Origin of the sequence: Pediococcus pentosaceus ATCC 25745 (genome assembly GCF_000014505.1) — a bacterium.
GTDB classification, from domain to species: Bacteria; Bacillota; Bacilli; order Lactobacillales; family Lactobacillaceae; genus Pediococcus; species Pediococcus pentosaceus.
The window spans coordinates 1315487-1329073 of the sequence record NC_008525.1; the positions used below are offsets into that span (position 1 = coordinate 1315487).

At 38.0% G+C, this 13587-nt stretch carries 12 protein-coding genes; 2 read left to right on the forward strand and 10 right to left on the reverse strand.

What is annotated here, in order from left to right:
- Positions 1-79: 79 nt before the first annotated feature.
- From upp to PEPE_RS06455, 6 genes are all read right to left on the reverse strand, one after another.
- Positions 80-709 (reverse strand): uracil phosphoribosyltransferase, encoded by a 630-nt coding sequence (gene upp, locus PEPE_RS06430; RefSeq protein ID WP_002833678.1) that lies wholly within the window; start codon positions 707-709, stop codon positions 80-82.
- A 69-nt stretch (positions 710-778) separates the two neighbouring features.
- The gene (glyA, locus tag PEPE_RS06435; RefSeq protein WP_011673613.1) at positions 779-2011 is read right to left on the reverse strand and encodes a serine hydroxymethyltransferase; all 1233 of its coding nucleotides are present in this window, start codon (positions 2009-2011) and stop codon (positions 779-781) included.
- A 13-nt stretch (positions 2012-2024) separates the two neighbouring features.
- Positions 2025-3047 (reverse strand): L-threonylcarbamoyladenylate synthase, encoded by a 1023-nt coding sequence (locus PEPE_RS06440; RefSeq protein ID WP_002833676.1) that lies wholly within the window; start codon positions 3045-3047, stop codon positions 2025-2027.
- Positions 3048-3056: 9 nt separating this feature from the next.
- Positions 3057-3908, reverse strand: a complete 852-nt coding sequence (gene prmC, locus PEPE_RS06445) for a peptide chain release factor N(5)-glutamine methyltransferase (RefSeq protein WP_011673614.1) — start codon at positions 3906-3908, stop codon at positions 3057-3059.
- The gene (gene prfA, locus PEPE_RS06450; RefSeq protein WP_002833674.1) at positions 3901-4980 is read right to left on the reverse strand and encodes a peptide chain release factor 1; all 1080 of its coding nucleotides are present in this window, start codon (positions 4978-4980) and stop codon (positions 3901-3903) included. Before prfA ends, prmC begins: the two co-directional genes overlap by 8 nt.
- Positions 4981-4984: 4 nt before the next feature.
- Positions 4985-5578 carry a thymidine kinase gene (locus PEPE_RS06455; protein ID WP_002833673.1) on the reverse strand — a complete coding sequence of 198 codons (594 nt, stop codon included), beginning with the start codon at positions 5576-5578 and terminating at the stop codon, positions 4985-4987.
- A 153-nt stretch (positions 5579-5731) separates the two neighbouring features.
- Here PEPE_RS06455 and PEPE_RS06460 point away from each other — a divergent pair, with 153 nt between their 5' ends.
- Positions 5732-7078 carry a Mur ligase family protein gene (locus PEPE_RS06460; protein WP_011673615.1) on the forward strand — a complete coding sequence of 449 codons (1347 nt, stop codon included), beginning with the start codon at positions 5732-5734 and terminating at the stop codon, positions 7076-7078.
- A 1-nt stretch (position 7079) separates the two neighbouring features.
- On the forward strand, positions 7080-7784 hold the full coding sequence (locus PEPE_RS06465; protein ID WP_011673616.1) for a type 1 glutamine amidotransferase: 705 nt from the start codon (positions 7080-7082) through the stop codon (positions 7782-7784).
- A gap of 47 nt (positions 7785-7831) precedes the next feature.
- Here PEPE_RS06465 and manA read toward each other — a convergent pair whose 3' ends face one another.
- The 4 genes from manA to PEPE_RS06485 form a co-directional block, all read right to left on the reverse strand.
- The gene (manA, locus tag PEPE_RS06470; protein ID WP_011673617.1) at positions 7832-8800 is read right to left on the reverse strand and encodes a mannose-6-phosphate isomerase, class I; all 969 of its coding nucleotides are present in this window, start codon (positions 8798-8800) and stop codon (positions 7832-7834) included.
- Between the two features lie 73 nt (positions 8801-8873).
- Positions 8874-9872: a serine hydrolase domain-containing protein gene (locus tag PEPE_RS06475; protein ID WP_011673618.1), complete on the reverse strand. Its 999-nt coding sequence runs from the start codon at positions 9870-9872 to the stop codon at positions 8874-8876.
- A gap of 100 nt (positions 9873-9972) precedes the next feature.
- Entirely contained in the window at positions 9973-11853 is a 1881-nt protein-coding gene (locus tag PEPE_RS06480) for an ABC transporter ATP-binding protein (protein ID WP_002833668.1), read from the reverse strand.
- The gene (locus PEPE_RS06485) at positions 11846-13585 is read right to left on the reverse strand and encodes an ABC transporter ATP-binding protein (protein WP_011673619.1); all 1740 of its coding nucleotides are present in this window, start codon (positions 13583-13585) and stop codon (positions 11846-11848) included. Before PEPE_RS06485 ends, PEPE_RS06480 begins: the two co-directional genes overlap by 8 nt.
- Between the last annotated feature and the right edge of the window lie 2 nt (positions 13586-13587).

Here is a 13587-nt window from a genome sequence, read left to right on the forward strand (position 1 = left end):
TTACTAATAATAAAGCTTAGTTCGTTTTAATACTAATAACATACAAAAAAAGAAGGCCAATGGCCTTCTTTTTAAAGATTTATTTTGTACCGAATAAGCGATCACCAGCATCCCCTAATCCTGGGACGATGTAACCATCTTCATTAAGCTTTTCATCTAGAGCAGCTGTGTAAATATCGATGTCTGGATGAGCTTCTTGTAATGCTTTAACCCCTTCAGGAGCAGCTACTAAGCTACAGAAACGGATGTCTTTAGCACCACGTTTTTTCAATGCATCCACAGCCATAATGGCTGATCCACCAGTAGCAAGCATTGGATCAACAACGAATACTTGACGTTCACTGATATCACTTGGTAATTTTACAAAGTATTCAGTTGGCTTTAATGTTTCTTCGTCACGATACATTCCGATGTGACCAATACGAGCAACTGGTAATAACTCGGCCATTCCATCAACCATACCTAAACCAGCACGTAGAATTGGAACAATCGCCACTTTTTTACCTGAAATCTGTTTTTGAATTGATTTACCAATTGGTGTTTCAATTTCAACATCCATCAGTGGCATATCTCGTGATACTTCATATGCCATTAATGTTGAGATTTCATTGACGATTTCTCTAAATTCTTTTGTACTACAGTGTTTATCTCTAATCAAAGTTAACTTATGTTGAATTAACGGATGATCGAGAACCTCAAACTTACCCATGACTAAACTCGCTCCTTTCAAATTCCTTATCAATTGTAGCTAAAAAAACATAAAAAAACTAGGACTAATTTAATCAATAGGGTACTTTTCAGTTAGTTTGAACACATCTCGCTTAATTTCTTCTAGAACTGTTTCATTATCCGCATTTTTGATTGCTCGAATTATCAAATTAGCAACTTCACGACAGTCGTCTTCTTTAAATCCTCGTGTCGTAATAGCTGGCGTTCCAATTCGAATTCCTGAGGTTTTAAATGGGCTTAATTTTTCTTCTGGAATAGCTTCTTTATTAGTAGTAATGAAGACGCCATCTAACAGATTCTGTACTTCCTTACCATTTAATTGGGTCCCAGTTAAATCTACTGTCATCAGATGATTATCGGTCCCCCCTGTTACTACGTGCAAAATCGTATCATTTTCAAAGACTTCAGCCATTGCTTTCGCATTTTTTAAAACTTGTTTTTGATAAGTCTTAAATTCTGGTTGCAATGCTTCACCAAAGGCAACGGCCTTCGCAGCAATAACATGTTCTAATGGACCACCTTGATTTTGAGGAAATACCGCAAAATTAAGTTGCTTGGCATATTTTTCCTGCGAAAGAATCATGCCACCACGGGGACCTCGGAGGGTCTTATGTGTCGTAGTTGTAACCACATCAGCAATGCCAACTGGTGAAGGATGCAGACCAGCTGCTACCAGACCAGCAATATGGGCCATATCTACCATCAGATAAGCCCCGACTTCATCAGCAATTTCGCGGAATTTATTCCAATCAATAAATCGACTATAGGCCGAAGCTCCCGCAACAATAATTTGTGGCTGTTCTTTTAAAGCAATACGACGAATTTCATCGTAATCTAATTTTTCAGTTTGAGGATCAACCCCATAACTCACTGATTGATAAAAAGTTCCACTAAAGCTTACTTTAGCACCGTGTGTTAAATGTCCACCAGCATTAAGGTCCATCCCTAAAATTTTATCCCCAGGTTTAATAAACGCGGCATAAGCCGCAGCATTCGCTTGGGAACCAGAATGGGGTTGAACATTTACATATTCCGCATTAAAGATGGCTTTTGCCCGATCAATTGCTAATTGTTCAACTTGGTCAATAAATTCACACCCACCATAGTAACGTTTGCCAGGATAACCTTCGGCATACTTATTAGTAAGTACACTACCTTGGGCCTTGCGTACGCTATCAGATACAATATTTTCCGAAGCAATTAATTCAATATTATGTTGCTGACGCTTTTCTTCACGTTCAATTGCTGACCATAATTCTGGATCTTGTTTTGTATAATTCATTGACCAATTCCCCCTAATCGATGTCACTAAAGTATGTGTTACCTGCAGATTTTTGGAGACGATTCATGTATGCCTCGCCAATCCCTATTCTATCAAATCCTTGAGCAAAAATGGTTTTTATTGCTGAATCAGCATCAAAGGTTCGTAATCCATCGAATAGTTCTCGACTAGCCGTCTTAGAATCTACCCCTAAGGAAATGTATCGAACTTGGTCGAATTCTCCTAATTTTTTGGTCTCGAAAATTTCATTTGTGGCCATAATTCCAATAGTTTGATCAGTATGCTTTTGGAGCCAAGCTACGACACCGTCCCAATCCTGATCAGACACTATGTATACTTGGGCATTCGGAGCATAGTGTTTGTATTTCATTCCAGGCGCCTTAGGAACTTCATCTTTTCCGACTTTATGATGGTCGGTCTGGACCTCACCTATTAAGGGTGCCAATGCTTGTTCTGTAATGGCCCCTGGCCGCAAGATACTTGGCGTTGTACTTGACATATCTAAAACCGTTGATTCAACACCGATGGTAGTTTCCCCATCATCTAGAACTCCAGCAATTTTTCCGTCCAAATCATGCAACACATGCTCCGGTTTAGTGGGGCTAGGTTTTCCTGATGTATTAGCGGATGGGCCCACCAATGGAACTCCAGCTGCACGAATTAAATCAATTGTTACTTGAGTAGCCGGATTACGAAAAGCAGCTGTATCTAATCCACCTGTAACAATCGAATTTAAAGCTCCCTTTTTAATTGGTAAGATAATGGTTAGTGGTCCTGGCCAAAATTGATCCATTAATTTTTTGCTTTTGTCGTCAATATTAGCAAACTTTGCAACTTCTGTTTGGTCCGCAACATGGACAATTAGCGGATTATCCGAAGGACGGCCTTTAGCAGCATAAACTTTTTTTACTGCCTCTGGATTAGTTGCATCCGCACCCAGTCCATAAACGGTTTCGGTTGGGAAAGATACTAATTCACCAGCTTTGATGGCTTGAGCCGCTACTTGTATTTCATCAGAACTAAATAATTTACTCATTTTTATCACCTATTTCTTTTTAACCCAAAGAATTCGATCGTGTTGACTAAGATCTTTTATAACTTCCGCTTGGTCAATATACTTCTTTTCTAAGAAATACTTTTTTAGGTCCGTACCTTGACGATAACCAATTTCGCAACCCAATTCTCCGTGTTCGACTAAATATTGATCCAATTGATCTGCAATTCTTTTATACCAAAATAATCCGTGGTCGTCAGCAAATAAGGCTTGATGAGGCTCAAAGTCAATCACTGATTGATCCATTTCATGCTTTTCATTATCCGCAATATAGGGCGGATTGCTGATAATTAAATCAAAACGTTCCCCTTGGACAGGTTCAAACAATGACCCTAGCCTAAAATCAACGATAGCTTCATGACTTTCAGCATTCCGTTGAGCCACTGTTAAAGCATCTTTAGAGATATCGACCGCCGTGACTAACCATTCTGGACGCTCCAATTTAAGCGTAATCGCTATATCACCACTCCCCGTCCCAATATCTAAAACTCGAAGTCTCTGTCGACTGCGCTTAGTTTTACTTAGAATCGTTTCGACTAACTCTTCCGTTTCAACCCGTGGAATTAACACCCGTTTGTCAACGTAAAATTCACGTCCAAAAAAAGTAGCCTTATTCGTTACGTATTGCACAGGCTCTCCCTTGGCAACTCTTTTCACAGCGGTTTGAAACTTCTCCCACTGTTCGGGAAAAAGTTTTTCACGGTAATGCATGATTAATTCGGTTCTTGACCACTCCATTGTATCCATCAAGATCAATTCTGGAGCATTCTCGTCTCCTTGGTTTTTTCGGATAAACAAAGAAGCCCATCTCAGGGCTTCAAAATAAGTTGGAATATTATTCATTACGAAGTTGTTCCACTTTCTTGGCTTGATCATCGAGAATAAGAGCATCGATGATATCATCTAATTCACCATTCATAACTCGATCTAACTTGTTCAAAGTAAGACCAATCCGATGATCGGTAACCCGATTTTGAGGGAAGTTGTAAGTTCTTATACGTTCGGAACGATCTCCGGTACCAACAGCGCTTTTACGTTCTGCATTATATGCATCTTCTTCTTGCGTTTGGTAATAGTCATAGACCCGAGCCTTTAAAATGCGCATTGCCTTTTCACGATTTTGTTGTTGCGAACGTTCATCTTGCATCGCAACTACGATACCAGTTGGTAAGTGGGTCATTCGAACCGCTGAAGAAGTCTTATTAATATGCTGTCCACCAGCACCAGATGAGCGATAAACATCCGTACGAATATCTTTTTGATCGATTTCAATATCAACATCTTCCGCTTCAGGCATTACTCCTACGGTTGATGTAGATGTATGTACTCGTCCTGCCGATTCAGTAACTGGAACCCGTTGAACTCGATGTGCACCATTTTCATACTTCAATTTAGAATAAACTTTGTTACCAGAAATCATTAATACGATTTCCTTGAAACCACCAACGTCAGTAGCATTTTCATCCACAACTTCTACTTTCCATCCTTGGGTTTCAGCATAACGCGTATACATGTTGTATAGGTCAGCAGCAAATAAACTAGCTTCATCCCCACCAGCTGCTCCATGAATTTCCATGATGATATTTTTATCATCATTGGGGTCAGTTGGTAACATTAAAATTTTAATTTCTTCTTCTAAAGTAGCTTTAGTTTCACGGAGTTCAGCTAATTCAGCTTTAACTAAACTATCCATTTCTGGATCTAATTTTTCACGTTGTAATTCTTCGTTTTCAGCAATAGCATCAACTGTTTTTCGGTATTCACGATACTTTTCCACAGTTTCACGGATTTCGCCTTCTTCTTTAGAAAGCTCTTGATAACGTTGTGAATCTCCTAGAACTTCAGGATCAGCTAATAGTTCGCTTAATTCTTCATAGCGGTCGGCAACAGCCTGAACTTTTTCAATAATATCCATTTAATTAATTCCTCATTTCTTCTTCAGTCAGTGGGTGAAAATAATGGCGACGACAAACCGGGTAATAAGACTCATTACCACCAATTTGAACTTGCTCACCATCATAGACCGGTTTACCATCATGAACGCGTAAATTCATTAGCGCTTTGTGCTTACAGAACCAACAAATTGTCTTCATTTCCACAATTTTATCGGCATATAAAAGTAAGTATTTAGTTCCTTCAAACAATTCATTTCTGAAATCATTTTTTAAACCAAACGTCATGACTGGAATTCCTAAGTCATCGACTACTTTAGCTAGTTCTATAATGTGATGTTTTTTCAAAAATTGAGCTTCATCAATCAAGATACAAGCAGTATCTTCTTGGGCACTAGCTTGCGTAATCAATTCCAAAATATTCGTATCATCAAAAATTGGAAGAGCATCTCGGCGCAACCCAATCCGGCTGGAAATTTCACCAACAGCCGTTCTAGTATCAATACCACTCGTCATTAAAATAACTTTTTTATCTTGTTCTTCATAGTTATGAGCCACTTTTAAAATTTCAATTGACTTACCACTATTCATTGCTCCGTAATGAAAAAATAACTGTGCCATTCTAGCCCCACTCCTAATTTTATTCTCCGAAATTTAAGTATAGCTGATATAAAATAAAAATTCATCTCTTATTAATATAAGAAACTTTCTTTTTTATCAATTTCAGCTTAAAATACTATTTTAGATGTTTTAAAGATATTCGGAGGGCTTAACATGTCATTTAAAAGTTCAATTGCCAAAATGGCCGGTAAATCGTCATATTGGTTTTTACACACATTTCGTTCTGGAGGAAGTTCACTACCAGGCAAAATAACTACTAAGATTGATCCAACCATTCTAAAAGATCTTGGTAAGGACTACGATGTGATCGTAATCACTGGTACCAATGGTAAGACCCTTACCACTGCTTTAACCGTTAAAGTTCTTCGTCAAAAGTTTGATCATGTTCTTACTAATCCAACTGGTTCGAACATGGAACAAGGGATTGTCACCACTTTCTTAACTGACCATAAATCTAAAAATGGCAAAAATATTGCTATTTTAGAAGTAGACGAAGCTAACGTCATTAAGGTAACACAATATATCAAACCCTTAGCCTTCGTTTTTACTAATATATTTAGAGATCAAATGGATCGCTATGGCGAAATTTACACAACCTATCGAAAAATATTAGATGGGGTTAAATTAGCTCCAGAAGCTACCATTATCGCTAATGGCGACATGCCAATTTTCAATTCGGTTGACCTTCCTAATCCTGTTGTCTACTATGGTTTTAACAATCAACCCGACGGTGAAATGAAGGCAGATCCGAATACTGATGGCGTGGTTTGTCCTCGCTGCGAACATATTATTCACTATAAATTTATTAGTTATAGCAATCAAGGTAAGTACTATTGCCCTAATTGCGGCTGGGAACGTCCCGAATTGACTTATCAACTTACCCAGATTACCAAGCTTACTCCCAATTTATCTAAATTTTTCATTGATGCTTCCAACTTTACCCTTCACATCGGGGGACTTTACAATGTCTATAATGCACTGGCCGCCTATTCGGTCGGTAAATTTATGGGAGTACCTACTTCTAGCATTCAAAAGGCTTTAAATGACCCCGATGAGCGGGTTTTTGGACGACAAGAACAAATCAATGTAGATGGTAAAGAAATTACCATCGTGCTAGTTAAAAATCCTGTTGGTTTAAACCAAGTAATTGATATGGTTGGAACTGAAAGCGAACCTTTTTCTTTTGTTGGTTTACTAAATGCTAACTATGCTGATGGGATTGATACAAGTTGGATTTGGGATGGAAATTTTGAAAAATTAACGCAAATGCCAATTCAACAATACATGACGGGTGGCGAACGTTACAAAGACATCACTTTCCGTCTTAAGGTAGCTGGAATTGAGGATAATCAACTTTGGACCTATGATAATTTAAAAGATGCTGTTTCAAATATTAAAAATTTACCTACCAAGCGTGTTTACGTATTTGCAACTTACACTGCCATGCTTCAATTACGTAAACAATTAGCTACAGAAGGTTACATCAAAGAGGGGATTTAATATGAAATACAATCTAAACGTGGCTCATCTTTATGGTGACCTATTGAATACCTATGGTGACAACGGTAATTTACTAGCTTTAAAATATTATGCTAAAAAAATGGATACAGATTTAGATATTGACATTGTTAGTCTCGATGATCAATTTAATCCTAAAGACTGGGATATCGTCTTTTTCGGCGGTGGTCAAGACTATGAACAAACCATCGTTTCCAAGGATATTCAACACAAAAAAGAAGGTCTAACTGATTATATTGAAGATGGCGGTCCACTACTTGCCATCTGCGGTGGTTATCAACTTCTAGGTCATTACTACGTTGGTGCGAATGGTGAGAAAATTAAAGGGATTGATGCTTTAGATCACTACACCTTAAGTCAAGACGATAATCGCTTCATTGGCGATATTGTTATCAAAAATGCTGAAACTGGAGAAATTTACCATGGTTTTGAAAATCACAACGGGAAAACTTTCCTTGGTAAGGGAGAACGTCCTTTAGGAGAAGTTCAGTCTGGCCATGGTAACAACGGTGAAGATCAATCAGAAGGAGTCATTTATAAAAACGTTTATGGCTCTTATTTCCATGGTCCAATCCTAACTCGTAATGGTGAATTAGCTAAGCGTATAATTTTAACTGCTCTTAGTCGTAAATATCCTGATGCTGATTTAACTCCTCAAAAAGAACTTACTATTGAACCAACTTTCTAAGACTAAAAAGAGTATCTAAGAAAGAATTTTTTCTTAGATACTCTTTTTTATGCTTCACCAGGTTCACTAACAATTAATTCAAGTTTTCCACTATAGCTCCATTCTTTGACTGGGTTAGGAAGAACAAAGTGTTGACCTTTAACAAGAGTATATGTTTTTCCATCAACAGTAATGTTCCCTTCTCCATCTAATACTGAAACTAAGGTGTACAAACCTTCACGCTTAAAGCTAACTTCGCCATCTTTCAAAGAAACTTTTCTCACTGAGAAATACTTTGAAATTGGAGCTTTAACAAATGTAGTTACCTCAGCGTCGCCTACTTTGTCAGTAGTAATGTTAAGTTTAGGATCTTCATGAGGTACGTTAGTTACATCAATTGATTGTTGAAGATGAAGTTCACGTTTTTCACCAGTGGTTTTATCTACCCGATCAAAATCATACAAGCGGTATGTTGTATCACTGCTTTGTTGAGTTTCAAGAACCATAATTCCCTTACCTAAAGCATGAATTGTACCACTGGGCACATAATAAAATTCACCGGCTTTAACTGGCACTTTGCGGAATAATTTGTCCCATTGACCATTATTAATCCAATCTGCCAATTCTTCATGTGTTTTAGCGTTATGACCGTAGTATAATTCAGCTCCTGGTTCGGCCGAGATGATATACCAACATTCAGTTTTACCCAATTCATGTTCATGCTCAGCTGCATAGGCATCATCTGGATGAACTTGAACAGATAAATCGTCATTCGCATCTAAGATCTTAGTTAAGAGTGGAAAGACTTCCCCCTTGGCATTTCCAAATTGTTCTCGGTGACTTTCCCATAGTTTGTCTAACGTAATACCTTTAAATTTTCCGTTAGCAATGGTGGCTGGGCCATGTGGATGAGCTGAAATTGCCCAACATTCTCCCGTGTGGTCACTTGGAATATCATAACCAAATTCAGTTCTTAAATGGTCCCCTCCCCAAATTTTTTCATGGAATACTGGATTTAAAAATAATGGTTCACTCATGCTCTATAAAACCCCTTTCATCTACTCATTACCTAAGAATACCACATCATCAATTGTTCTTTAAGTTACATTTTTAAAAATCTTCTTTGGCAAAAGTTTGATAAATTTTTTGTCGATATTCTAAAAATTCCAAATTAGGTTGCGGGTGAACCCGATTAGATAAGAATACCAACCCATTTTGTGTTAAACGATCCAATAAAATAAATGTTCCAGTGAAACCGCTATGTCTGAGTAGAACTTGATGTGGTTTTCTAGTAACAAACGCCCAGCCCCATGAACGGAGTAATTTAGAATTAGTCGTTTGATTACCTTCGAATTGACGCATGGTTGTTTCATCCAAAAGTTCATTTTCATTTGCTAACATTTTCAGGGTAAATTTAACCACATCATGTTTGGTAGAAAATAGTCCTGCTGAACCAGCATGCAAGCCTAACGAAGCGGCCTTAGGATCATGTACCTGTCCCTTAGTTAAGATGCCATTGCGGACTTGCGTTGGAATAGCTTGATGAGGATCAGGGGTGAAGCTACTGGCTTCTAATCCCCAAGGCTGCAACACATATTTCTGAATTGCTACTTGAACCGGCATATGTAATACCCGTTCAATTATAAAGCCCAGCAATAGGAAATTATAATCGTTATAAACAACTTTTTGATTAAAATCAGCTCCAAAAGTTAAATTATTGTAGATAGCTTCCCGTAATTCACTCGCATTTAATTCATCCCGCTGATCAATCCAAGCCTTAGCCCCCGAAGTATGCGTCAACAAATGACGTAACGTAACTCTTGCATCTTTAATTTGGGGAAGGTATTGGCTCACTGGGGCTTCTAAATTAATCCTTCCCTGTTGTTCTAACCAGAGCGTCAAAGGAACCGTCCCCATAACTTTGGTTAAAGAAGCTACATCAAAATACTCACCTTGCGCTAAGCGCCGTTTAATCGGTACTACGCTGCTATAGCCTGTGGTTACCTCATGAACTAACCTTCCATGATGAATAAAAGTATAGTCTGCTCCAGGAATTATCTGTTGCTCCAACATCGCTTGAATTAAATTTTCTGTATCAGTAAATACCATTTTTATTCCTACCGTCCGTTTCCTAAATTCCAATAGCATTATATAACAAAAAATGGGTTATTCTCCGTTTTGTTTCAAACGAAGAATAACCCATTAAAAATTAAATTACTTCACCACTTGCAAATTGTGAATTATACAAGTCGGCGTAGAAACCATTTTGGCTCATTAAATTATCGTGATTTCCAGTTTCAACGATTTGACCGTTATTAACTACCACAATATTTTGAGCATTGCGAATAGTAGAAAGTCGATGTGCAACCACGAAACTTGTACGGTTGCTCAATAAATTATTCATAGCTTTTTGAATCAACACTTCTGTACGCGTATCAACCGAACTCGTAGCTTCATCTAAAATTAAAATTTCAGGATCAGCTAAGAAAGCTCGTGCAATTGTTAGCAATTGACGTTGACCTTGTGAAATATTAGAAGCTGCTTCGTTTAAAATGGTGTCATACCCATCTGGTAACTGCCGAATAAATGAATCAGCATGGGCTGCCTTAGCCGCGTTATATAATTCTTCATCCGTTGCCCCTTCACGACCATACTTGATGTTTTCTCGAATGGTTCCGGTAAAAAGCCAAGTATCCTGAAGAACCATCGCAATTTTAGAACGTAATTCCGTCCGTTCCATATTACGAGTATCCTTCCCGTCAAGGTAAACCGTCCCTGAATTAACATCGTAGAAACGTTCAATTAAATTAATAATCGTCGTTTTACCAGCTCCAGTTGGACCAACGATCGCAACCATTTCTCCGGGCTCAACCCGCAAATTAAAGTTTCGAATCAATGGTTTATCAGGAACATAACGGAAGTCCACATCGTCAAAAATCATCTTAGCATCTGTCTTAACATCCGCTACATCTGTGTGAAGATCTTCCATCTCTGGTTCATCTAGCACTTCAAAAACTCGTTCTGCGGAAGCCATGGTCATTTGAAGTGTATTAGCAATATTTGCAATTTGAGTAATCGGTTGTGAGAACTGTTGGGTGTATTGGAGGAACGCTTGGACGTTACCTAAGGAAAGATTTCCGTGGGCAACTTGTACACCACCAATTACAGCAACCATTAAGTAACCAATATTTTTGACGAAGTTCATCAATGGCATAATCAATCCACTGATAAATTGCGCTTTCCAAGCTGACTTATAATACTTAACGTTTTCTTTTTCAAAATCTTCAATTGCATCTTGTTCATGATTAAAAGTCTTGATTACTGTATGTCCCGCATACGTTTCTTCAACCTGATTATTCATTAAACCAAGGTGTTTTTGCTGAGATTTAAAAAATCTTTGTGATTTAGGTGCGACAACCGCAACGACAATCAAACTCAGTGGCACCGTTGCAACAGCAAGTAGGGTTAGTTTCCAACTAATTGTTAGCATCATGTACAATACCCCGACAAATTGGAAGAAACTAGTTACTAATTGAGTCAAACTTTGTTGTAAAGTTGAACTAATATTATCCATATCATTGGTCATCCGACTCATGATATCCCCATTTGAATGGGTATCATAGTAAGAAATCGGTAATTTTTGCATCTTATTTTTGAAATCTGCTCGAAGTTGTGCAACGGCTTTTTGAGAAACGCGCGTCATTACCACTTGTTGAACAAAACTAAACGCAGCTGAAAGGACATACAATAGTCCCACTGACGTTAAGATTTCGACAATCTTGGTAAAATCAATAGGAAATTTATGCACTGGTACACCCATCTTCATCTGAGCTGCACCCTTCATTACCCCTTTAAAAATTTCAGTCGTAGCTTCACCCAAAATTTTAGGTGCTCGAATTTGAAGAATGGTAGAAATTGCCGCAAAAATAAGGACAACAATGAAACCAAACATCCAAGGCGAAAGATATTTTACCAATCGACCAGCTGATTTCCAAAAATTCTTGGGCTTTTCGATTACACCACGGGGACCGCCATGTCCGCCAGGCCGAGGCCCATTTTGTGGTCGTGCTGCATTATTTGCTTTAGCCATTTGTTTGATCTCCTTCCTTAATTTGTGATTCGATAATTTCTCGATAAGTTTTATTTGTTTGTTTTAATTCTGCATGCGTTCCTTGCCCAACCACTTTTCCATTTTCTAATACTAGAATTAAATCTGCATCAGCAACCGTGGCAATTCGTTGAGCAACGATAATAACAATACTCTTTTGAATTTCAGGATCTTCCCGAAGAGCTTTTCTTAAATTAGCATCTGTCTTAAAATCAAGGGCTGAAAACGAATCATCAAAAACATATACCTTAGCTTTTTTAACTAACGTTCTAGCAATTGACAAACGTTGCTTTTGTCCACCTGAGAAATTATCCCCATTCTGTTCAACAAAAGTATCTAGTCCATCGCCATCACGTTTAATAAATTCTGTCGATTGTGCTACCTCTAAAGCATGCCAAATCTCTTCGTCAGTAGCATTTTCATTCCCATAACGCATATTTTCACGAATCGTTCCCTTAAAGAGAACTGCTTTTTGTTGCGCAAATGCTACTTGTTCATGTAGATTGAATTGGCTTAACTTTTTAATATCAACGCCATTCAATTCGATTGAACCAGATTCGGGATCAAATAAACGTGGTAACAAACTAATCAAAGTAGTTTTACCAGACCCAGTTCCGCCAATTACGGCAACGGTGTCTCCCGCCTTAGCTTCAAAATTAGCGTTATCAATTGAAAGACGTTCAGCACCAGGATATCTGAATTTAACATTGTTATAAGCCAATGTAGCAGTCGAATCTTCAACCATGTTTTCCACGTTTGCTTGGTCTTTAACACTATTTTCAGAATTCAATACTTCATTAATACGAGCTGCCGAAGCTGAAGCTCTCGGGATACTTACGAAGACCATCGAAAGCATCATAAAACTCATTAAAATTTGAGTGGCATACGTCATAAAGGCTACCAAATTACCAACTTGCATCGTTTGGTTGGCAATTAAATGAGCTCCATACCAGACGATTCCAATATTAGTTCCACTCATCAAAAGAGTCATTACCGGGATCATGAAGGAAACGATTGTAAATACCTTAATACCAGTTTTCATATAATCATGGTTTGCATCAGCAAAACGATCTTGTTCAAATTGATCTTGATTGAATGCTCGGATGACACGTACCCCAGTTAATCCCTCACGAAAAACCAAGTTGATCCGGTCAATCTTTTTCTGAAGGCCCTTAAACAAAGGGACCGCAAAAAACATAATAATTCCCACAAAAACTGCCAGTAATGGTAATGCAACTAAGAAAACTGCGGTTAACTCGGATTGTTTTTGATAAGCCATAAATCCTGCTCCGACTAACATAATCGGCGACATTAACATCATGCGTAAAATCATAACAATCACGTTTTGAATTTGAATAACATCATTAGTTGTACGAGTAATTAACGAAGCTTCTCCAAATTTTTCAAATTCATAATTGGACATGAACGATATTTTTCTGAAGAGATCACTGCGTAGTTTATTACCAACTTTTTGGGCTTGAGTTGCAGCAAAAAACACGTTAACTCCCGCACCAATTAATCCTACTAGTGAAACTAATAACATTTTTAAACCCGAGTTCCAAATGTATCCAATGTTATTTTTGGCGATACCATTATTAATGATATCCGAAGTAATATTAGGTAAAAGCAAATCACCCGCAATTTGAACCATCAAGAAAACTGTCCCAACTAATACCGCCCACCACGTAAATCGAGACTTTAGTAGTTTCCACATAA

Coding starts and splice junctions, on each gene's coding strand:
- PEPE_RS06440 (WP_002833676.1), bottom strand. CDS start 3,047: ATGAGTAAATTATTTAGTTCTGATGAAATACAAGTAGCGGCTCAAGCC.
- PEPE_RS06480 (WP_002833668.1), bottom strand. CDS start 11,853: ATGGCTAAAGCAAATAATGCAGCACGACCACAAAATGGGCCTCGGCCT.
- upp (WP_002833678.1), bottom strand. CDS start 709: ATGGGTAAGTTTGAGGTTCTCGATCATCCGTTAATTCAACATAAGTTA.
- PEPE_RS06460 (WP_011673615.1), top strand. CDS start 5,732: ATGTCATTTAAAAGTTCAATTGCCAAAATGGCCGGTAAATCGTCATAT.
- prmC (WP_011673614.1), bottom strand. CDS start 3,908: ATGAATAATATTCCAACTTATTTTGAAGCCCTGAGATGGGCTTCTTTG.
- PEPE_RS06455 (WP_002833673.1), bottom strand. CDS start 5,578: ATGGCACAGTTATTTTTTCATTACGGAGCAATGAATAGTGGTAAGTCA.
- PEPE_RS06465 (WP_011673616.1), top strand. CDS start 7,080: ATGAAATACAATCTAAACGTGGCTCATCTTTATGGTGACCTATTGAAT.
- PEPE_RS06485 (WP_011673619.1), bottom strand. CDS start 13,585: ATGTGGAAACTACTAAAGTCTCGATTTACGTGGTGGGCGGTATTAGTT.
- glyA (WP_011673613.1), bottom strand. CDS start 2,011: ATGAATTATACAAAACAAGATCCAGAATTATGGTCAGCAATTGAACGT.
- PEPE_RS06475 (WP_011673618.1), bottom strand. CDS start 9,872: ATGGTATTTACTGATACAGAAAATTTAATTCAAGCGATGTTGGAGCAA.
- prfA (WP_002833674.1), bottom strand. CDS start 4,980: ATGGATATTATTGAAAAAGTTCAGGCTGTTGCCGACCGCTATGAAGAA.
- manA (WP_011673617.1), bottom strand. CDS start 8,800: ATGAGTGAACCATTATTTTTAAATCCAGTATTCCATGAAAAAATTTGG.